The sequence below is a fragment of the Sphingomonas sp. SORGH_AS_0879 genome (genome assembly GCF_030819175.1).
Lineage (GTDB): Bacteria > Pseudomonadota > Alphaproteobacteria > Sphingomonadales > Sphingomonadaceae > Sphingomonas.
Map to the genome: position 1 here is coordinate 92,694 of NZ_JAUTBJ010000001.1, position 20,491 is coordinate 113,184.

The following is a 20,491-nucleotide window of genomic DNA, read 5'->3' on the forward strand; positions in this document are numbered from 1 at the left end:
AACGGGCCTGTTCATGGAGCATAGACCGAAAGACGGGTTATGTGACATTATGAGGATCGTGTCAGTTATCGAAGCCAATGTCAGCGCAAGCCGAATGACCACTTGCTAGGCGGTGCCGGCTTTTGTCACAGTCGGTGTCGCTGACGATCGGAGTCGATGTCAGCAGCTTGCACTTCTATCGGAGTGGAGGTCGGCAGATGGCGGAAACAGTCCCGGACCTGAGCCTCGTGCCCCAGCCCCTGTGGCAGGAGGCAGAGCGGCGTGCGTTGGTGCTTCGGCCACTTGCGGCGCTGCGGGCCTGTCCTCGCGAGCAGGCCCGCGCAGCCGCAGTCGCCTTGGGCGTATCCGAGCGTCAGGTTTACCGTTTGCTTCGTAGATGTCGTGAGGGTGGCGGTACGCTAACCGCGCTGGTCAGCAGCGGGTCGGATGGCGGACGCGGCAAGAGGCGGATCGAGGAGCGCCGCGATGCCCTGATCCGCGATGCCGTTGCCGAACTGTACCTGACGCCGCAGCGGCTGTCGGCCGAGAGGATCGTGGTTGAGGTTCGCCGGCGCGCTCGCGACCAGCATGTGCGCCCGCCCTCGGCGAGCACCGTTCGGCGCAGGATCGCGGCCTTGTCGCAGGAGGAGCGGCGTCGGCGGGGGGATATGGAGGTGCCGGAAGCGGTGCTGGGATCGATCGTGACGGCCAAGGCACCGCTCGATGTGGTGCAGATCGACCATACGCCGGTAGACCTCATTCTGGTCGATCCGATCGAGCGCCGCCCGATCGGCCGACCTTGGGTGACGGTAGCGATCGACGTGTTCAGCCGCTGCATTGCCGGCTTTCTCATCACGTTGGAAGCACCGTCCGCCACCAGTGTCGGCCTGTGCCTGGCGCACGTCGCGTCGGACAAGCGGGTATGGTTGGACGCTATCGGGGTCGATGCGGACTGGCCGGTGATGGGGCGTCCTCGCTGCATCGGCGTGGACAATGCGGCCGAGTTCCACTCGGAGGCGCTGGAGCGCGGCTGCGCCCAGCACGACATCACGATCGACTGGCGACCGCTCGGGCGACCGCAGGTCGGTGGTATCGTGGAACGGGTGATCGGCACGCTGATGGAGTTGGTGCATGGCCTGCCGGGCACGACCTTCTCCAACGTCATGCAGCGTGGACGCTACGACAGCGACAAGGCCGCGTGTCTGACGCTCGCGGAGCTGGAAAGATGGTTGGCCGTCGCTATCGCCAAGCTTTACCATCTGCGCCCCCATGCCGGGTTGGACGGCGAAGCCCCATTGCGACGCTATCAGGAAGGCGTGCGTGCCCTCGCCGCTGACGGTCGGACACCGCCCACGCCGCGTGATCCGCGCGCGTTCCTGATCGATTTCCTGCCCGTGGTCCGGCGGACCTTGCGCCGCGACGGGGTAGTGATCGACCACATTCAATATTTTTCGGATGCGCTGAAACCGTGGATCGAACGGGACGGACCACCCCGGCGCATACTCATCCGCCGTGATCCCCGCGACCTCAGCCGAATCTACATCCATGACCCCGACGACGGCGGCTATCTCGAAGTCGGCTACCGTGAACTTTCCCGGCCACCCGTCTCGCTGTGGGAACACCGTCTCGCCCGATCCCGCCTGCGTCGGCAACGGCAAAGTGACATAGACGAAGGTGTGCTGTTCGCCGCGATCGAGGAGATGCGAGAGATCGAGGTGCAGGCGCGGACCACGACGCGCACGACCCGCCGCAATCAGGCCCGCCGGCTCGGGCTGCGTGTCATCCCCGAGCCCGAGCCACGGCTGAGCGAGCCCGCCTCGCTCTGTCCGGTGCGAGCGGTCGAGAACACGGCGTCATCCGAGCCTTTCGATGTAGAGGAGTGGTGAGCATGACGGGCGAACCAGATCATCTCTCGCCCGCCGCCCGTGACATCGCCGACCTGCCATCGTCGGAGCGCCTGGCCCATATGCACGGCCAATGGTGGATCGCGCATCCCCATGCGGAAGCAGCTCTGGCGCGGCTCGATGACGCTTTCAGATTTGGACCAGGCCGCATCCGGCCGCCCAATCTGCTGATCGTGGGGCCTACCAACAACGGCAAGAGCATGATTGCCGAGAAATTCCGGCGCCTGCATCCGCCGTCGCCAAGTCCGTGCGGCCAGCGCGAGGTGGTGCCGGTCGTGGTTATGCAGATGCCGACCGAACCGAGCGTCCGACGCTTCTACGGAGCGATCCTGACGGCGCTTAACGCGCCGGTGTCGTTCAACTTACCCGGCGAACGTCTCGAACGCTATGCGCTCGACCTGCTGCGCGCCGTCGAGGTGCGGGTGCTGATCGTGGACGAGCTGCACAACCTGCTCGCCGGCACGCACCGTCGCCGCGCCGAATTCCTGAACATGCTCCGGTTCCTCGGCAACACGCTCCGCATCCCGATTGTCGGCCTGGGCACCAAACAGGCTCAGATCGCGGTGCGCAGCGACGACCAGCTCGAGAACCGCTTCGAGCCGATCCCGCTGCCGGCATGGCAGGATGACGGTGTGTTCGCGCGTCTCCTCGCCAGTTTCGAGCGTGCGTTGCCTTTGCGCGAACGATCAGCGCTGGCGGACGCGCCCGAGTTGCGCAGCATGGTGCTGCGCCGATCGACCGGCTTGATCGGCGAGGTTGCAGCATTGCTTACCGCCGCGACCGTCCATGCGCTGCTGCACGGACGCGAACGGATCGACCGCGTGATGCTTGAAGGGTGCGACTTTCGTGGGCCGGACGAACGGCGTGCGCTCTTCGAAGCGTCCTTCCCCCGTGTTCGATGAAGTCGAGCTGATGGGCGACCTGCCGCACCCACGCTGGCCGCTGCATCCGCAACCGCGTCCGTTGGAGAGGCTCGACACCTATATCCGCAGACTGGTCGACACCTACGGCATGGGTGTGGCGACCTTCTGTCGATATGGCCTCGGCTGCAATGTCGGCGACCTTGATCGATGCGCGGACGATCCGCCCCAAGCCTTGCTGGATCGACTGTCGAGCGGCACCGGTCAGTCGATCCGCCGGCTCCGCAACATGACCGACGCCCGCTGCCATGCTCGAACAAGGGTGGCAGCGCGCTGGGTGATCCGCTGCGATCCGGAAATCGTCCACAAAATGAGGTTCAGATTTTCTGGACACGGCGGATTTGTGGACGGTATTTAGGGACGGTCAAGCCGTAATTTTGCGGATGCCGGAGCGCTCGTCCACAAACCGAGCGGATTAGGGACGAGGGGTGATACAATGCCGGACGTGCTGGGTTATGCCCGCGTCTCCACCAGCGACCAGGACCTGGAGGTGCAGCGGCGCCGGCTGACCGAGGAAGCCGGCGCGATCCGGGTGTTCGACGACATCATGTCCGGCAAGGGCTTCGATCGGCCGGGCCTGACCGAGATGCTGGACTTCTGCCGTGCCGGCGACACCATCTGTGTCGTGCGCCTCGATCGGCTCGGCCGCTCACTAAAGGAGCTGCTGGAGACGATCGACATGTTCAAGGCGCGGGGGCTGGCGTTCCGATCGCTGGAAGAGCGTTTGGATACGTCGTCAGCGGCCGGCGAACTGGTGTTCCACGTCTTTGGCGCCATCGCGCATTTTGAACGGCGGCTCATCATCGAGCGCACGCGCGACGGGATCGCTGCGGCACGCGCGCGCGGCAAGGTGCCGGGTCGGCCGACGCTCGACACGGATAAGCTGGCGTCGGCATTGAAACTGGTCGAGGCTGGCATCCGCCCTGCGCAGGTTGCGAAACAACTTGGGCTTGGGCGTTCTACTCTTTATCGAGAGTTGGCCCTGATCCGTCAAACGGCTCCGGGACACGCCAGCGTTGGAGGAAGTGATTTAATGGCTCGCCATTCCGTTCTCTCTCCCGAGCTGTTGAGCGCTTTGGACATAGTCGGCGCTAAACTGCGGGAAGGGAGTAAGGCTGGCCGTGAACTCGAAGTAGCACTGAGTTTGCTATTCGGCTTGGACCCCAGGCACGTTGCCAGAGCGGATGGCGAAATCGCGGACGCTGCTGGCTTGTACCGCCATCCGCCGCAGCCGCTTATCGGGCGGTTGCTGGCGCGGCAGCCGAGTGGAGCCGAACAGTTGCTGGCACTGCCGGGCCTTGAATACCTTTTCCTTTTCCACCGTGATGGGCGCCTCCGTGAGGCAGCACTCCTGAAGATAACAGGTGGCTTGCCCAGTCCGTTCGTATTTGCAGCAGTGCTTTGGCGATTGAATGATTGGGCCGAACCCGTCCGTCAGGCAGCCGCTAGATGTGCAAGCCGCACATTTCCCGTTACTGCCGCCGTCATTGTAGCTCGCACTGCCGCGGAGTTGCTGGTTCGCCAAGCGAGCTGGGGTAGATGGCGGGACGAACGCACGCTGCTCGATCGCGTGTTCAGCCGGGAAGACGTGGCAGCGCGCCTTGCCGAACTGATCGCTGAGGAGGAAACCGGCCCGCAAGCATCAACGCTTCGCTATGCTCTTCGTACCCCCGCACTCGACCAGCACTTAGAGAGACTTGCTCGGGAGGCGGTACAGCCTTCCGTCCGGGCTGTAGCTCTCAGTGCCCTGATCGACGGTAAAGCAGAATGGCCAACCGGCACCGCATGGCAGTGGATCGACAAATCTATGGGGCTGCGGCGCCGCATACCGGTTTTCGATCATCGTCCGCTATCTGTAGCCGTGCCCAGAGAAGCCCTGATCGAGCGAGGCATCGCCGATCGCTCAGCGGCCGTGCGGAAGGTGGCACTAACGGGCGTCATTCGGCATTTGCTCGGTACGAACGAGGCCGCCGCAATCGCCACGCCACTTCTTCAAGACCGATCACCCTCGGTGCGGGAGCGAGCGGAGTTCATCCTGCGGCCAAGGGTGGCCTAAGACCCCGCGTTGGGCGCGCTGACATCGGCTTCGACAAACCGCTGACGTTGGCTTTGGAAACTGACAACGGCATCACGATCAACCGCAAGAAGACCCAGCGGCTCTATCGTGAGGAGGGTTTGACGGTCAGGCGCCGGAAGGGACGAAGGCGCGCCACAGGCAGCCGTGCGCCCGCGTCAGTGCTGGCGCTTCCCAACCAGCGCTGGAGTCTGGACTTCGTCCACGACCAGCTCGTGACCGGCCGTCGGTTCCGCGTGCTCAACATCGTCGATGACGTCACGCGCGAATGCCTTCGGGCGGTGGTGGACACGTCGATCTCGGGCCGGCGGGTCGTGCGCGAGCTGGCCGATCTGATCGCCGAGCGTGGCAGGCCGAAGATGATCGTCAGCGACAACGGGACCGAACTGACGTCGAACGCGGTGCTCGCCTGGTCCGGCGATGCCCGCATCGAGTGGCATTACATCGCGCCGGGCAAGCCCACGCAGAACGGGTTCGTCGAGAGCTTTAACGGTCGCATGCGCGACGAGCTGCTCAACGAGACGCTGTTCTTCACCATCGGTCAGGCCCGCTCGATTCTGGCCCGCTGGGTCGACGACTACAACAACGAGCGTCCGCACTCCTCGCTCGGCTACGCCACTCCGGCAGCCTTCGCTGCCGGGCTCGAACAGCAACGGGCGGGGTTAACCCCGCCCGTTGCTTCACCTGCGCTTATGCGCGAAAACCACGGTCGGTCTCTGGTTGCCGCTGGATGAAAGACCGGGGTCACGTCAGGGGGTATGTCCGTCGTCGATTTCGCGAACGTCATTGACGAAATGACGCGGCGCATCACCGAAAACCCGCTGAGCGACGTGACGTTCGCCGGTGCGCTCCGCTTCCAGTTCCAGGCCGGTCGCAAACGTCTCAACGAGCGCAAGTTTTTCGAGACGATCCGCGCCGTGCCTGTCGCCGACGCCGAACCGGTGATTAAGGCTCTCCGGGATCTGCTGATTTCCTATGGCGACGCGGCTCGGCGACATGCCACGGAGTGTCCCGGTGACAGGCTGATGAGCGGCACCGACGACCACGCGCCCGCCGCGTTGTCGGAAGCCGCGCTGTCGCTCGCGACGCTGGATAATGGGAGCGCAGCCGCCCTGCGGGTCTGGTTTCGGACAGTCGATCAGGAGCACGACAGCTTCGCGGCTGAGAAGGTCTTTCCGGCCTATGCCGCGCGGACAGGCTTTCTGGGTGTGGAAGCATTGCGCTTCGGCATATGGTTCTTCCTAAACCAATGGCAGACGGTCAGCTTCGAGCAAAGCTGGCTGGGGCTGTTCGACGTCGCGAGCCGGACGATCGCGCCGGAAATGTTCGCGCGGATAGCATGGGAAGAGGCGTGCCTGGTCGCGAATGACGAAGCGCGCGCAGATGAGGCTGCCCAGCTCTCCGACTATCTCGACCGCCTGACCGGGCAAATCGGGAACACCGAGTGGGGGAACGCGGCAGCGGATCAACTGAGGAAATTGGAACGCTTGCCGTGACATCGGATCGACGATCCAAACGCGCTGGCCGGCAGGCTATCAATGTGAGCAGGACACCGCCGTTTGCGAGCAGACGGAGCTGATGGCGAGTACATTGTCACATAGTGTGAGCAGCATAACGTACTGGCTGTCAGTCAATGCGAGCAAAAAATGGCCCTGTTTGCGAGCAGGCGACGCTACGTGTGCAAGCGCCTACACCTAGGCGGGCGAACGCGACCCTGGCTTTCTTGAGGCCGCGCCGCTTTGCGATCTTGAGCGCCCAGGGCTTCAACGCGAAGGTCTGCCGCGTTCGGGTCAGGATCGAGTTCGCTGCCTCGTGGAGGAGCTTGCGGACGGTGCCGTCACCCTGCTTGGTGATCCGCCCAGTCCAGTCAAGCTCGCCCGACTGGTGCCGCCGCGGGACGAGGCCGAAATAGGCCCCCGCCGTTCGCGATCGCTTGAACCTGCCGGCGTCATCGATGACAGCGGCGAATGCAGCCGAGGTCTGCACGCCGACGCCCGGGATGCTCATCAAGGCCTGGCAGGCCGGAGAGGCAACGCTGATCGCCTTGAGCTCGCGGTCCATCTGGCGGATCTCCTCGACCAGGCCAGCTCGCGCCCGGAGCAGCGAGGCCACCGCCTCGCCAAGACCCGGGATGGCGACGGCGGCCTGCACCCGCGCAAGGAACCGCTCACCCTGACCGGTTCCCGGCCTGATCCCGAAGGTGGCGCAGAGGCCACGGATGGTGTTGTCGAGCCGGACACGCGCTTCCTTAAAGTCCGACAACCAGAAGGTGCGCCGCTCAGCCAGCCCGAGGAAGCAGTCACAAATTACACGATGACCGGTTCATCGTTAACCCGATCCACCAGATGCCGGGACTGAATACCTAGGACCCGCGGGTCACCGACGCGTGGCTTGCCGTGGCTTTAGGGAAAGAACGATCGTAGCCGCTCCATCTACTCGTCCGTCAGCCAAAACAGGTCGCTCATGCCAGCCTCCTCGCGGAGCCCGGATCAGATCGAAGCCATCACATCAATGGGTCCTGATCCCCACATATTAAAATGCAAACATTCCGCACACTCTATCGTTAAAAAGATTATCTTGTGTTTGATAACATTAAACAAATGTCGTTATCACCATGAAATAGTTGGTTACAATATTTCTGATATAATTTCAGCGAGCATGCACACACGAAATTAAGAATTTCAAATATAGTATCGCCCGGTGCCATATGCTAGGCAAGAGGCGGTTCATGCTTCGTGTTGCGTAATATCGGGGGGTTAAGTCACATGAAAAATCGGGTAAAATTGTTGGCATCGACCGCGCTCGCAATGGCGACGATCGGGGGGGCCGGCGCGCAGGCGCAAACCACGACTGTGGTTAATGACGGCGCGGGCGGCAAAGGCTTCATCGTTTCCGCCAACGTTTCGGCCGGGGCAAATCCGACCGTCCTGCCGTCCACCACTACGATCGGCAGCGATGGCCAAACCACCGTCTACACCAATTACAACACCGAAGGTGGAGCCGGCTCGGGCGGCGGTGGCGGCTTCGGCGGCGTGTTCTTCATCGACAGCGGGTCACGGTTGACGCTCAACAATGTCAGCTTTTCCAGCAACACCACCAAGGGCGGCGAAGGCGGTGGGGCGCCGATCTTCTCGGTCGCGCCCAAGGTCTTTTCGCTGGCCACCAATAGCGCCGATGCGGCCGCGGTGCAGCTGTATTTCCCGAAGGTGACCGCCAGCTACGACGGCACCCACCTGCGCATCACCGGCTTCACGCTGGACAATGAGAATTCGCTGATCGGCGTCGGCGCGGGCGTCGCGATGGGCGGCGGCGCGATTGGCGCAACGATCAGCGCGGTCACCGTCGACAATGATGGCAAGCAACACGTCTCGCTGGCGCAGCCGTACACGCTGGACTCCAGCAGCGTCATCACCGCCTCCTATCAGGCGGCCCCCGCGAACGGCGACCCGGCGGGTTATTACGTCACTCCCGGCACGATCGACGCCGCCAAACTGCTGCCGGGTTCGGTGGTGTACGGCAATGGAGTCGGCGCCGGCGTAACCGTCAAGAACGTCACCTACGACAGCAACCAGAAGGTCAAGAGCTTCACGCTGTCGGACGGCTCGACCGGTGCGTTGAACGTCGCAGTGTCGTCGGCGACGCAGTTCGACATCACGCGCTTCGCCGCCTCGATCACCCCGCAGGTGTCCAACGTCATCACCCCCCCGTCGGGCGGAACCCTGGCCGGGTTCGAGGTCGGGATGACCGTGACCGGCAACGGCGTTCCCGCCGGCACCACCGTCACCGCGATCGACGAGGCGACCGGTGCGCTGACGCTGTCGAACGCGGTCGACCTGAACACCGTCACCTCGTTGAAGGCGGCGTCGAACCCCATCGTGTCGAACAGCGGTAACGCCGTGGTGAAGGTCAATTCGACCAACGGGATGCGTGTCGGCCAGAAGATCAGTGGTCAGGGCATCGCCGACGGCACGACGATCACCGCCATCAACGGCGACGGCACGATCACGCTGAGCGGCACGATCGGCAGCGAAGGGCTGAACGCGATCAGCAAGGGCAAGATGCTGATAACGCTGAGCCCGGTCGCCAGCATCGACACCAACGCGCGCACCGTGACGCTTGTGTCGATCAGCGGGATGAAGGTCGGACAGGTATTGTCGGGTGACGGGGCGATCCCGGCCAATGCGGTCGTCACCGCGATCGACGCCCAGAGCAACACGGTCACCTATGTCATCAACCCGGCGGTCGCCAACCTGGTCAAGGGTGGCTCGATGAACGCGATCGTGTCGACCGGGACGGTCGGTTCAGACGGTGGTGGCGGGCGCACCGGCAGCAATTTCAACGCGATCCTCAACGATGGCGAGGGTTCGGTCGGCACCAACGGCTATAACGCCGGGGCGGGCACCGCCGCGGCGGGCGGCAACGGCGGTTCGGGCGGCGCCGGCAGCGGCGGCAAGCCGGTCAACACCGCGATGGTGATCGACACCGTCAATAACGGCATCGAGGTCGGGCTGAAGGCCGCGGAGGTCGCGGGCGCGCTCGCCACCTTCCCGCCGGGCGCGGCGCTGTCGGCGGCGCTGGCGGTCGAGACCGCGCGCGCGGGCGTGCTGCTCGCCAAGTCGATCGCCGATCTGGTGACGTGGAACATCGACATGGCTAACGGCAAGGTCGCGTTCGGCGGCGCCGGTGGTGCGGGCGGCACCGGCGGTGCGGGCGCGACCTTCTTCGGCGGCGGTGCCGGCGGCGGGGGCGGCTCGGGCGGCGCGGGCGCGTTGTCGATCACCGACGGCGGTGCCGGCGGCGCGGGCGGTGCCGGCGGTGCCGGCGGCTTCGGCGCGGGCGGCGGCTCGGGCGGTGCTGGCGGTGCGGGTGGCTCTGGCGGGCAAAGCCTAGACGGCGCGGCGGGGGCGGGCGGCGCAGCCGGATTCGGTGGCGGTGTTGGCTCCTCGAACGGCCAGGGCGGCGGCGGCGGCTCCGGCTATGGTGGCGCAATCTTCGTGCGCGACGGCGGTACGTTGCAGATTAACGGCAATGCGCTGTTCGACGGCAATGCGGCGCTGGGCGGTTCCAGCAACAATGGCGGCGCGGCCGGCGGTGCGGCGGGCAGCGACCTGTTCATCATGCGCGGTTCGACCGTCATCCTGTCACCGGGCGCGGGCAAGACGATCACCTTCAACGGCACGATCGCCGACGACAGCGCGGCCAGCATCGGCAACACGTCGATCGCGGCAGGCTATGGCGCCGACATCACGATCGCGGGTGGCGGCCTCGTCCGCTTCAATAACGTCAACACCTATACCGGCAACACTCGCCTGCAGGGCGGCACACTGCGTGCCGATGACGGCGTGGGCATCAACGCCAACAGCCACATCCTGTTCGAGGGGCAGAGCACGATCGGCGGCTCGACCGAGCTGGCGACGGCCAATGCCGGCACGCTCCTGACCTCGGGTACGGTGACGCGTCGCGTCGGCGTTCAGCCGAACCAGGTGTCGTGGACCGACGTAACCAGCACCGCAGGGGGCAGCGGCGGCTTCGCCGCGCTCGCCAACGGCCTGACGCTCAACTTCGGCTCGTTGAACGGCGGTCAGGGGCAGGACCTCACGTGGAACTCGGGAGGGTTCGTGCGTACCGCCGACACCCTGGTGTTCGGATCGGACGCCGTGGACGCGACCGGCGCGGTGCGGTTGATGAACAACATCAACCTGAACGGGCTGGACGGCAAGGTCGCCGTCTATGACAATCTCGGCAGCACCGGCGACTTCGCGCTGCTGACCGGCAATGTCACCAACGGCTTCCTGACCGCCAACAGCACCAACTACAGCGGCAGCCTGTACCTGACCGGGCAGAACACGCTGCGCGGCATCACCGTCAACAGCGGCGCGGTTTCGACTAAGCTGAACGATCTGTCGGGTCGGTTGATGGATGCGGTCAATCGGCGGCTATGCCACCGTCAATGGCGGCACGCTGCACCTCGCCAATGCCGAAAAGCTGAACGCCGTCACCGTCGCCAGCCAGGGCATGCTGCTCGCCGATGCCGCGGTCAGCACCGCCGCGATCGTGAACGCCGGCACGATCCGCTTCGCTTCGAGCGCCAGCACCGGCGGTATCAGCAACACCGGGCGGATCGTGTTCAACGGCACGACCACGGCCGGCAACATCCTGAACGATCAGGCTGGCCTGCTGCTGCAGAACGCCGACCTGACGGCTGGCATCGTCACCAACAATGCCAGCTGGGCGATGAACGGCGCGATCACCGCCTCGGGTGCGGTCGCCAACAATGGCCTGCTGACCGTCACCGGTACGCAAACGCTTCAGACGCCAACCTTCACGGGTAACACCAGCGGCGGCGTGCTGCTGGGCGGTGTCGATGGCACGGCGGGATCGCTGACGATCGACCAGTCGGGCACCAGCACCTATGCCGGTATCGTCACCGGCGCGGGCACGCTGACCAAGGCCGGGCTGGGTACGCTGACGCTGACCGGCGCCAACACCTTCACCGGCGGGCTGGCGATCAACGGGGGTACGATCGACACGACGGGCGGCGGCACCTTTGCCGATACGATCGACGTCTCGGTCGCGCAGGGCGCCAGCTATCACGTCGGCACGGTTGATACGATCCGTAACCTCACCAACGCGGGTGTCACGATCGCCCACGCGGCGTTCGGCGTCGCGGCGGCGAACAACAGCGGCTTCATGCGCGTCGACAACGCCTTCCTGGCGACCGGCGACGTGACGAACGGTGGCGAACTGCAGATCGGCAACCAGGCGGTCGCACATCTGCAGGGCGCGCTGTCGAACACCGGTTCGGGCGTCATGCATGTCGGCGGCCAATTGCTGGTCGACGGCACGGTTACCAATGCGACGAATGCGAGCATGACGCTGTACAGCGGCGGTGCGACGCAGTTCGCGCGCCTGGCGAACGCCGGGTTCGTGCTCGCGAATCACGCGCTGATCGTCACCGGTGCGGTCGACAACGCCCAGAACGCCACGCTGAACCTGGATGTTGGTTCGACCCCCTGGCTGGGCAGCGTGAGCAACGCGGGTACGGTTACCACCGCCTCGGCGCTGACGGTGGCGAATGCGGTCGACAATGGAGCGACCGGTACGATCGCGCTGGGCGCGGCGGCCAGGATGGGCAGCCTCGCCAACGCCGGCACGATCACCGCGACCGACACACTGACCGTGGCGGGCGGCTATGCCCAGAATGCCGGCTCGCTGACCACCAACGCCAATGTCGCCACCGGCGCGTTGTCGGGTGCAGGTGGTGACATCGTGCTCAACGGCGCCAGCCACATGCTGGTGAACCAAGACGTTGACGGCAGCTATGCCGGCACGCTGTCGGGCACGGGCACGCTTACCAAGACGGGTGGTGCGACGTCGACGCTGGCGGGTGCGGCGAACAGCATCGCGCCGAGCACGCTGACCGTGGCGCAGGGCCAGGTGATCGCCGCGAACGCGGACATCTTCGGCCAAGCGCTGGCGGTGGCCGTCTCGGCGCCGGGTACACTGTCGGTACAGGGCGATCAGGCGATCGCCACGCTCGTCAATGACGGCGTGACGCGTCTCAACGCGAACCTGACCACCACCGGCGGCACCGTCAACAACGGCGGGATCGCGGTGACGGGCACGCAGACGCTCCACACTTCGACCTTCGCGGGCAATGCCGGTGGCGTGGTCGCGGTCGCCGAAGCGGGGAAGCTGACGATCGACCAGTCGGGCACCAGCACCTATGCCGGTATCGTCACCGGTCGAGGCGCGCTGACCAAGATCGGCGCGGGTACGCTGACGCTGACCGGTGCCAGCAACTTCACCGGCGGTTTCGCGATCGACGCAGGTGGCATCGACACGACGGGCGGCGGCACACTGGCCGATACGCTCGACATCGCGGTGGCACAGGGGGCGAGCTACACGGTCGGCACAAACGACATCGTGCAGAACGTCACCAATGCGGGCCTGCTGACCACCAATGCCGATTACGGCGCGGCGTCGTTGATTAATAGCGGCACGGCGCAGGTCAATGCGATCCTTGCCACCAGAGGCGACGTGACGAACAGTGGGCAGCTCGACCTGGCCACCACCTCGGCAAGTCGCGTGATGGGCAAGCTGGTCAACACCGGCACTGTCAATGCGGCGGGCGCGCTGGTCGTCGATACCGACGTCACCAACGCGGCGAACGCGCTGCTGTCGATGACCAACGGTGGGACCAGCCAGTTCGGCAGTCTGACCAACGCCGGCACGGTCAAGGCGGCGCATTCGCTGGTCGTCGTGGGGGCAGTCGACAATGCCGCGACCGGCGCGATCACCTTCGCCTCCACTTCGGCGCCGATGCTGGGCAGTCTGACCAACGCGGGCACGATCGTCGCCAACGACGTAGTGACCGTGGCGGGCGGCTATACCCAGAACGCCGGCACGCTGACCGCCAACGCCAATATCGCGACCGGCACGTTGTCGGGTGCGGGTGGTGACATCGTGCTGAACGGCGCGACGCAGATGCTGGTCAAGCAGAGCGTCGACGGCAGCTATGCCGGCACGTTGTCGGGCACGGGCACGCTCACCAAGACCGGTGCGGCGACGCTGACCCTGGCGGGTGCGGCGAACAGCATCGCGCCGAGCTCGCTGACCGTGGCGCAGGGCCAGGTGACCGCCGCGAACGCGGACATCTTCGGCCACGCACTGGCGGTGGCCGTCTCGGCGCCGGGTACACTGTCGGTACAGGCCGACCAGACGATCGCCACGCTCGCCAATGATGGTCTGGTGGCGCTCAACGCCGATCTGACTACCACTGGCGGGACGGTCAACAACGGCCAGACCGTGGTGACCGGTAATCGCACGCTCCACACCTCGACCTTTACGGGCAACGCCAGCGGCGTCGTCACGCTGGCCAATATGTCGGCGCTGACGATCGACCAGTCGGGCACCAGCACCTATGCCGGCATCGTCGCCGGTGCGGGGATGCTGACCAAGGCGGGTGCGGGCACGCTGGTCCTGACTGGCGCGAACACCTTCACCGGCAGCTTCACGATCGCTGCAGGCAATGTCGACACGACGGGCGGCGGCACCTTCGCCGACACGCTGGACGTGACGGTGGCGCAGGGTGCGGGCTACACCGTCGGCACCGCCGACATGGTGCGCAACGTCACCAACGCTGGCTCGCTCACCGCCAACGCCAATTATCGTGTCGGCACGCTCACCAACAGCGGGACCGCGCGGTTCGACGCCAACTTCGTTGCGCTGGGCGACGTGACCAACACTGGGTCAACCACTGCGGCTTCGACCTTCGCGGCGGGTGGCACCGTCACGAACGCGGCAAATGCAACGCTGTCGTTGAATGGCGCGGCGTCGATGGCCAGCCTGGCGAACGCCGGGACGGTCACCGCCGCCTCGATGTTCGGGGTGAGCGGCGCAGTAAGCAACGCCAGCGGCGGTACGATGACGCTGGCGGCGGGTTCGGCTCCGACGCTGGGCAGCCTCGTCAACAGCGGTACGATCGTCGCCAATGACACGCTGACGATTGCGGGTGCCTACCAGCAGAATGCGGGTTCGCTGACGGCGAACGGGGCGATGTCGACCGGCTCGCTGTCGGGTGCGGGCGGCACGATCACGATCAACGCCAACCGCCTGACCATCAACCAGACGGTCGACGGCACCTATAACGGTGTGATCGCGGGCACCGGTACAGTGACCAAACTAGGTTCGGCGACGCTGACGCTGGCTGGCGCGGTTGACAGCTTCGCACCGACGTCGCTGGCGATCGAGGCGGGGCAGCTGACTGTCGTCAATGCCGGGCTGCTGGACAAGGCGCTAACGGTGTCCGTCGCGGCGCCCGCCACGCTGACGCTGCAGGCCAACCAGACGATCCGCGACCTGACCGGCGCGGGTACGCTCAACATCGGGGCCAGCACCCTGACGCTGGCCACCGGCGGCAACTTCACCGGCAAGGTGAACGGCACCGGGCAGATCGCGCTGACCTCGGGCGCGCTTGACCTGAACACTGCGGGCACCGTGTCCAGCGGCACCTTCGCAGTGCAGCCGGGCAGCACGCTGAACGTCGGCAGCACCACGACGCTGGCCACTCAGACGCTGAGTGCATCCAACAGCCGGATCAATCTGGCGGGTGCCGCGACGGCGACCATCACGACGGTCACCGACAACAGCACGCTGCACCTCGGCAACGGGCTGGCACTCAACACCGCCGGCTCGACGTCCGGTCAGCTCACCAGCACCACCACCCTCGTCAATGGCGGTGGGCAGCTCACCGGCAACGGCTCGGTCAGTGGTTCGACGATCGTGGGCGGCGCAAGCAAGGGCGTGGTCGCACCGGGTAACTCGCCGGGCGTCATGACCTTCGCGAACCTGTCGTTCGGCGACAATGCGGTGGCCGCGATGCAGATCGACGGCAATGCCGGGCCGGGCGTTGCGAACGGGTATGACCGTATCGTCGTGACGGGTAAGCTGGCGCTGTCGGGCACCTCGGTACTGGCCCTGGACAAGAGCGTCCCCGCGAACAGCTACGAGCTGCCGCTGGGCACCGCGATCCAGATCTTCCAGTTCAAGCCGGGTGCGATCAGCGGGTCGTTCGGTTCGGTGACGAAGGCGAACTTCGGGCAGAACCTGGCCTTCAACCTGTCGAACGGCGCCGTGATCGGTATGGGGTCCTACACGCCGCAGACGCTGTCGGATGCCACCGCGATTACCGCCAGCCAGAAGGGCGCACTGGCCGCGATGCTGGTCAAGACAACCGGCGGGGTGCCGCAATATTATGGTGGCAACCTCCTCCAGTCGCTGGCCGCCAATGTCGCAGGCGGACGCAACGCGACGCAGGCCAGCTTCGCACGCTGGTCGCCCGATGCCTATGCGGGCATCAGCGACGGGATGCGCGCGTCGATGATCGACGGTCTGGTCGAGGTGAGCGATTACAACACGCTCACCCCGGGCAAGAGCGCGATGACCGGCGACATCCATGGCGGACAACTGCGCGGGCTGGAGCGTGACGGTTATGCACATAACCGCTTCCGCGACACGACCTACCAGATCGGTGTCAGCCACGACCTGTCGATCTTGCGCGCCAATATCAGCTATGCGCATTCGGAAGGCGGCTTCCGCAGCACGAACATGAACGCCAAGCTGAATGGCGAGCAGTTCGGGCTGGGCGTGTCCGCGCCGCTGACGGGCGACCAGGCGCTGCGCCTGATCGGTCGGGTCGCCTACGGCACCTACAAGGCTGGCGGCACGCGTGGCGTCATCGGCGGCACTGCGCGCTTCCATTCGGTGGACGGGAACAGCTTCGTCTATGGTGGCGGCTTCGGCTACTACAAGCCGTTCGGGCGCGCCGTGCTGAGCGGGTCGGCCGAGGTGCTGGGCATCAGCCAGACGGTCGATGCCTTCTCGGAAAGCGGCGAGGCGGGGCTGGATCTGTTCAACATCCGTCGCCAGCGTCGCGACAGTGCGATCAGCCGCCTGAACGCGCAGGTCGGCTATTCGGTCACCCCGAACGCGCTGACCTTCGTGAAGGTGGGTTATGTCCACGAATTCAAGAATGGACTGACCCCGATCACGGCCGATGGCGCGATCGACCCGATCGGCGTGACCATGACCAATCCGGGGCTGGCGCGCGACCGCGTCAACGCTGGGGTTGGCGCACAGGTCGACGTCGGTCAGGGCGTGCGGATCGGGCTGGACGCAAGCGCGGGCAATTACGAAAGCTACCGCATCGGCGGGAACGTCCGCTTCCGCTTCTGATGCGATCCAACCGGTCGGGCGAGGCCACGACCGGTCTGGAAAAACTGACGCCCGTTGCCTCCTCGATGGGAAGCAACGGGCGTAGGTGTTTGAAGGTGCTGGAGGAAGAGAATGTCCGGTTGAAGCGGCTGACCGACGCGGTGCTGGAAACCGTCTCGGAATGGCAGGGCCGCCCGCTCGACACCTGCTACCCGCTGGTGTTCTTCGACGCGATCCGGGTGAAGATCCGCGACGAGGGCTTCGTCCGCAACAAGGCGGTGTACATTGCGCTCGGCATTTTGCCCGACGGCACCAAGGACATCCTCGGCATCTGGATCGAGCAGACCGAAGGTGCCAAATTCTGGCTGCGAGTCATGAACGAGCCCAGGAACCGCGGCGTCGCCGATATCCTGATCGCCGTCGTTGATGGCCTGAAGGGGTTTCCTGAGGCGATCAACGCAGCCTTCCCGCAGACGCTCGTCCAGACCTGCATCGTCCACCTGTTGCGCAACTCGATGAGCTTCGCGTCGTGGAAGGACCGCAAGCCGGTCGCACAGGCGCTCCGTAGCGTCTACCGGGCCGAAACCGCCGAGGCCGGCCTGGCGGCGCTGGACGCCTTCGAGGCCGGTCCCTGGGGCAAACGCTACCCCGCGATCGCGCAGAGCTGGCGGCGCCATTGGGATCAGGTGATCCCGTTCTTTGCCTTTCCCGAGGGCGTCCGCCGGATCATCTACACTACCAACGCCATCGAGGCGCTGAACTCCAAACTACGCCGGGCGGTGCGGGCCCGCGGACACTTCCCCGGTGACGATGCCGCGATGAAGCTGCTATACCTCGTGCTCAACACCGCCGCTCAGGAGTGGAAGCGTCCACCCCGCGAGTGGTCCGAGGCAAAAACCCAGTTCGCCGTCGTCTTCGGCGAGCGGTTCGTCATCTGATGGGAATTTGTCCACGTCGCCATCGACGACAACTCGCGTATCGCCTTCAGCCAGGTGCTCGCCGACGAGAAGAAGGAAAGCGCCATCGCCTTCCTTCACGCCGCCGTCGCCTATTATCGAAGCCTCAGCTCGCTCGTGGCGTCGTCGATGAACACCAGCAGCGTGCATTGCGGGCCGCGTTCCTCGAACCACCAATGTTTTGAGCCGTCGACCTGGACCAGCTCGCCGCGACAGTCGCGCCGGTAGCGGGGCTGATAGGGGCGAGGGCGCCTAGCTGCGCGGTCTTTCCAGAGGCCGGCTTCCATCATGATCTGTCGCAGCGTTTCACACGACAGTCCCAGACCATGGCGCTCGGCGAGGTACTCGCGCGCGAGCGTCGGGCCGAAGTCGGCATAGTGTTCGCGCACCAGCGCGACCACCTCGGCGCGGAAGGCATCGCTAAAGCGCCGGTTGCTCGGCCGCCCGCGCTTGCGCGAGACGAGGCCCGCAGCGCCTTCCTGCCGAAGACGGCGGAGCAGCCAGTAAATTTGCCGCCGCTGGAGGCCCAGCAGTTCCATCGCGTCCGGGATCCGGATCTCGCCGCGGTCGACCCGCATCAACGTGTCGAACCGGGTGATCTCTGCAGCACTCATCGTCAGCACCGTCATACCATGCGCGTCCTCGTTGCCGAGGAAGGCTATGACACCGGCGACCCGCTGACAGCACCGGCAGTGCCATTTCTATCTAGCAGAGTGGTGTCATTTGTATCTGGTGCTTACACTCCTTGTTCCCGCAATTTAGAAAAGACATAATCGTCGCCAGATAGAAATGACACCGTCTGGTAGCAGCGGGGGCAGCGTGGAGCCATCCAAGCAGCGCAGCGCTGCCCCCGCTGATGCGACACCCCTCGGCTCCTAACCCCGGACCCGCTGCGCCAGCAGCGGGCTCGGTCACGCCGGTTTTCAGACGACCCGCCCTTTCCCGAAACTCCATGTCCGATGGCGCATTTCGGGAAAAGGCAATCGGGAACAGATTTCGGGAAATTCGTCTTGGAAGCGCGCGGCCCGGACGGTCGGTGGCCCGGAATCTCACCCGACCTTCGATTTCGGGAAGGTCAGGCCAGCTTCTATGCGGGCGGTCCTTCAGGATACTGTGGCCTGCCATCGTTGAGAATGAGCCACGCCTGTTTGCTGGAAGTCCAGATATGCTCGGTCGGTTCGAACAACTCGGGCCTGTCGAGGCTTCCCATCGACAACCCTATGGTGCCGGCGCTCAGGCGTTCGGAAAACAGCGTCGTTCCGCACTTCGTGCAGAAGCCGCGTGACGTGACCCCCGTTTCTTCATCCAACTGGAAGTAGAGACCGTCTCCTTAAAGGGACGGACGGAATGAAGCGGAAGCAGTTTTCGGAAGAGCAGATCATCGGCATCCTGAAGGAGGCCGAGGCGGGTGCGGTGGTGACGGAGCTGTGCCGCAAGCACGGGATGTCGAGCGCGACTTACTATGCGTGGAAGGCGAAGTTCGGCGGCCTGGAGGTATCCGACGCAAAGCGCCTGCGGTCGCTCGAAGAGGAGAACGCCCGGCTCAAACGGCTACTGGCGGACACGATGCTGGACAATGCGGGGTTGAAAGACCTGCTGTCAAAAAAGTGGTGACGCCCGCCGCGAAGCGGCAAGCGGTCGCGCATCTCCAGGCGACGCTGGGGATGAGCGAGCGGCGGGCATGCACGGTCGTTGGGGCAGACCGCACGAGCATGCGGTATCGCTCGTGCCGGGCGGATGATGGCGACCTGCGGTCGCGGCTGCGCGAGCTGGCGCAGCAACGCCGACGGTTCGGCTATCGGCGTCTGCACATCCTGCTGCGCCGGGACGGCATCACGATCAACCGCAAGAAGACCCAGCGGCTCTATCGTGAGGAGGGTTTGACGGTCAGGCGCCGGAAGGGACGAAGGCGCGCCACAGGCAGCCGTGCGCCCGCGTCAGTGCTGGCGCTTCCCAACCAGCGCTGGAGTCTGGACTTCGTCCACGACCAGCTCGTGACCGGCCGTCGGTTCCGCGTGCTCAACATCGTCGATGACGTCACGCGCGAATGTGAACTGGCCCCCATTTCGACCGGACGGATTTGAGCCTAGGAAGGAGGCTTGGGGCTATCCCCTGAGCATAGGCTTATGTCCGTGTCCGAGATCATCACCGACGGCGGTCGTCGCCGTCACTGGAGCACGCCCGAGAAGCTGAGGATCGTCGAGGAGACGCTCGATGGTCGGGAGAGCATATCGGTGGTGGCGCGCCGCAACGGCGTGGCGCCGAACCTGCTGTACCGTTGGCGGCGGCTGATGCTGGAAGGCGGGAGCGTTGCAGTTGCCGGCGACGACGACGTGACCAGCAACCGGCAGGTCCGCGAGATGGAAACCCGCATCCGCGAACTGGAGCGCCAGCTCGGGCGCAAGACGCTGGAGGTCGAGATACTGAAGGAGGCGCTGGAGCGCTCGCGCCCAAAAAAAGCGAGCTTGCTCATGCACTCGCCGCTGCCGGAGACTATCCGGTGAGCCTGGTCGCCAGCACGCTCGGGGTCGGGCGTTCGACGGTGTACGACCGCCTGACGGGAACCACCAGGACGCGCGGGCCGTACGCCAAGGCCGACGACACGGATCTGCTGCCCTGCATTCGCCAGATCGCCGCGCAACGGCCAACATACGGCTACCGCCGCATCGCGGCGGTCCTCAATCGGCAGCGGCGCGCCGAAGGACTTGCGCCGGTCAACCACAAGCGCGTCTACCGCATCATGGCGGCGGACCGCCTGCTGCTGGCGCGGCGCTACGCCGAGCGAGCCGACTATGGGCATGACGGCGTCGTAGTGACGATCCGCTCGAACCTGCGCTGGTGCTCCGACGGCTTCGAGTTCACCTGCTGGAACGGTGAGGTCGTGCGCGGTGCCTTCATCATCGACGCCCATGACCGCGAGATCATCTCGTGGCGCGCGGTTGC

At 65.2% G+C, this 20,491-nt stretch carries 9 protein-coding genes and 6 pseudogenes; 12 read left to right on the plus strand and 3 right to left on the minus strand.

Features of this window, described 5'->3' with window-relative positions; translation table 11 throughout:
• The first annotated feature begins 134 nt into the window (after window positions 1–134).
• The 6 genes and pseudogenes from QE379_RS00435 (at window position 135) to QE379_RS00460 (ending at window position 6,373) form a co-directional block, all read left to right on the plus strand.
• Window positions 135–1,865, plus strand: a complete 1,731-nt coding sequence (locus QE379_RS00435) for a Mu transposase C-terminal domain-containing protein (protein ID WP_306996795.1) — start codon at window positions 135–137, stop codon at window positions 1,863–1,865.
• Window positions 1,866–1,867: 2 nt separating this feature from the next.
• A complete protein-coding gene (locus tag QE379_RS00440) occupies window positions 1,868–2,785 on the plus strand; it encodes a TniB family NTP-binding protein (RefSeq protein ID WP_306996797.1) in 918 nt (305 codons plus the stop codon).
• A complete protein-coding gene (locus QE379_RS00445; protein WP_306996800.1) occupies window positions 2,775–3,161 on the plus strand; it encodes a TniQ family protein in 387 nt (128 codons plus the stop codon). Before QE379_RS00440 ends, QE379_RS00445 begins: the two co-directional genes overlap by 11 nt.
• 78 nt (window positions 3,162–3,239) lie before the next feature.
• Window positions 3,240–3,782, plus strand: a pseudogene (locus QE379_RS00450) (recombinase family protein); the annotation flags it as partial.
• A gap of 1,145 nt (window positions 3,783–4,927) precedes the next feature.
• Window positions 4,928–5,611 (plus strand): annotated as a pseudogene (locus QE379_RS00455) (IS3 family transposase); the annotation flags it as partial.
• Window positions 5,612–5,635: 24 nt separating this feature from the next.
• A complete protein-coding gene (locus QE379_RS00460; RefSeq protein ID WP_306996802.1) occupies window positions 5,636–6,373 on the plus strand; it encodes a hypothetical protein in 738 nt (245 codons plus the stop codon).
• Window positions 6,374–6,503: 130 nt separating this feature from the next.
• On the opposite strand, the gene QE379_RS00465 is transcribed toward QE379_RS00460, so the two are convergent.
• The gene (locus QE379_RS00465) at window positions 6,504–7,139 is read right to left on the minus strand and encodes a transposase (RefSeq protein ID WP_306996804.1); all 636 of its coding nucleotides are present in this window, start codon (window positions 7,137–7,139) and stop codon (window positions 6,504–6,506) included.
• A gap of 524 nt (window positions 7,140–7,663) precedes the next feature.
• Here QE379_RS00465 and QE379_RS00470 point away from each other — a divergent pair.
• The 4 genes and pseudogenes from QE379_RS00470 to QE379_RS00485 form a co-directional block, all read left to right on the plus strand.
• The gene (locus tag QE379_RS00470) at window positions 7,664–11,209 is read left to right on the plus strand and encodes a hypothetical protein (RefSeq protein WP_306996806.1); all 3,546 of its coding nucleotides are present in this window, start codon (window positions 7,664–7,666) and stop codon (window positions 11,207–11,209) included.
• On the plus strand, window positions 11,112–16,613 hold the full coding sequence (locus QE379_RS00475) for an autotransporter-associated beta strand repeat-containing protein (RefSeq protein WP_306996816.1): 5,502 nt from the start codon (window positions 11,112–11,114) through the stop codon (window positions 16,611–16,613). The genes QE379_RS00470 and QE379_RS00475 overlap by 98 nt, the downstream gene beginning before the upstream one ends.
• A gap of 128 nt (window positions 16,614–16,741) precedes the next feature.
• Window positions 16,742–17,530: pseudogene (locus QE379_RS00480) on the plus strand (IS256 family transposase); the annotation flags it as partial.
• A pseudogene (locus tag QE379_RS00485) lies at window positions 17,531–17,680 on the plus strand (IS481 family transposase); the annotation flags it as partial.
• Here QE379_RS00485 and QE379_RS00490 read toward each other — a convergent pair.
• Both QE379_RS00490 and QE379_RS00495 read right to left on the minus strand, forming a co-directional pair.
• Window positions 17,644–18,177 carry a helix-turn-helix domain-containing protein gene (locus tag QE379_RS00490; RefSeq protein ID WP_306996808.1) on the minus strand — a complete coding sequence of 178 codons (534 nt, stop codon included), beginning with the start codon at window positions 18,175–18,177 and terminating at the stop codon, window positions 17,644–17,646. The pseudogene QE379_RS00485 and the gene QE379_RS00490 sit on opposite strands and share 37 nt — an antisense overlap.
• Before the next feature lie 458 nt (window positions 18,178–18,635).
• Complete coding sequence (locus QE379_RS00495; RefSeq protein ID WP_306996810.1) at window positions 18,636–18,857, minus strand: GFA family protein; 222 nt, start codon at window positions 18,855–18,857, stop codon at window positions 18,636–18,638.
• Between the two features lie 38 nt (window positions 18,858–18,895).
• Between QE379_RS00495 and QE379_RS00500 the strand changes: the two are divergent.
• Window positions 18,896–19,599: pseudogene (locus QE379_RS00500) on the plus strand (IS3 family transposase); the annotation flags it as partial.
• Between the two features lie 48 nt (window positions 19,600–19,647).
• Window positions 19,648–20,491: pseudogene (locus QE379_RS00505) on the plus strand (IS3 family transposase); the annotation flags it as partial.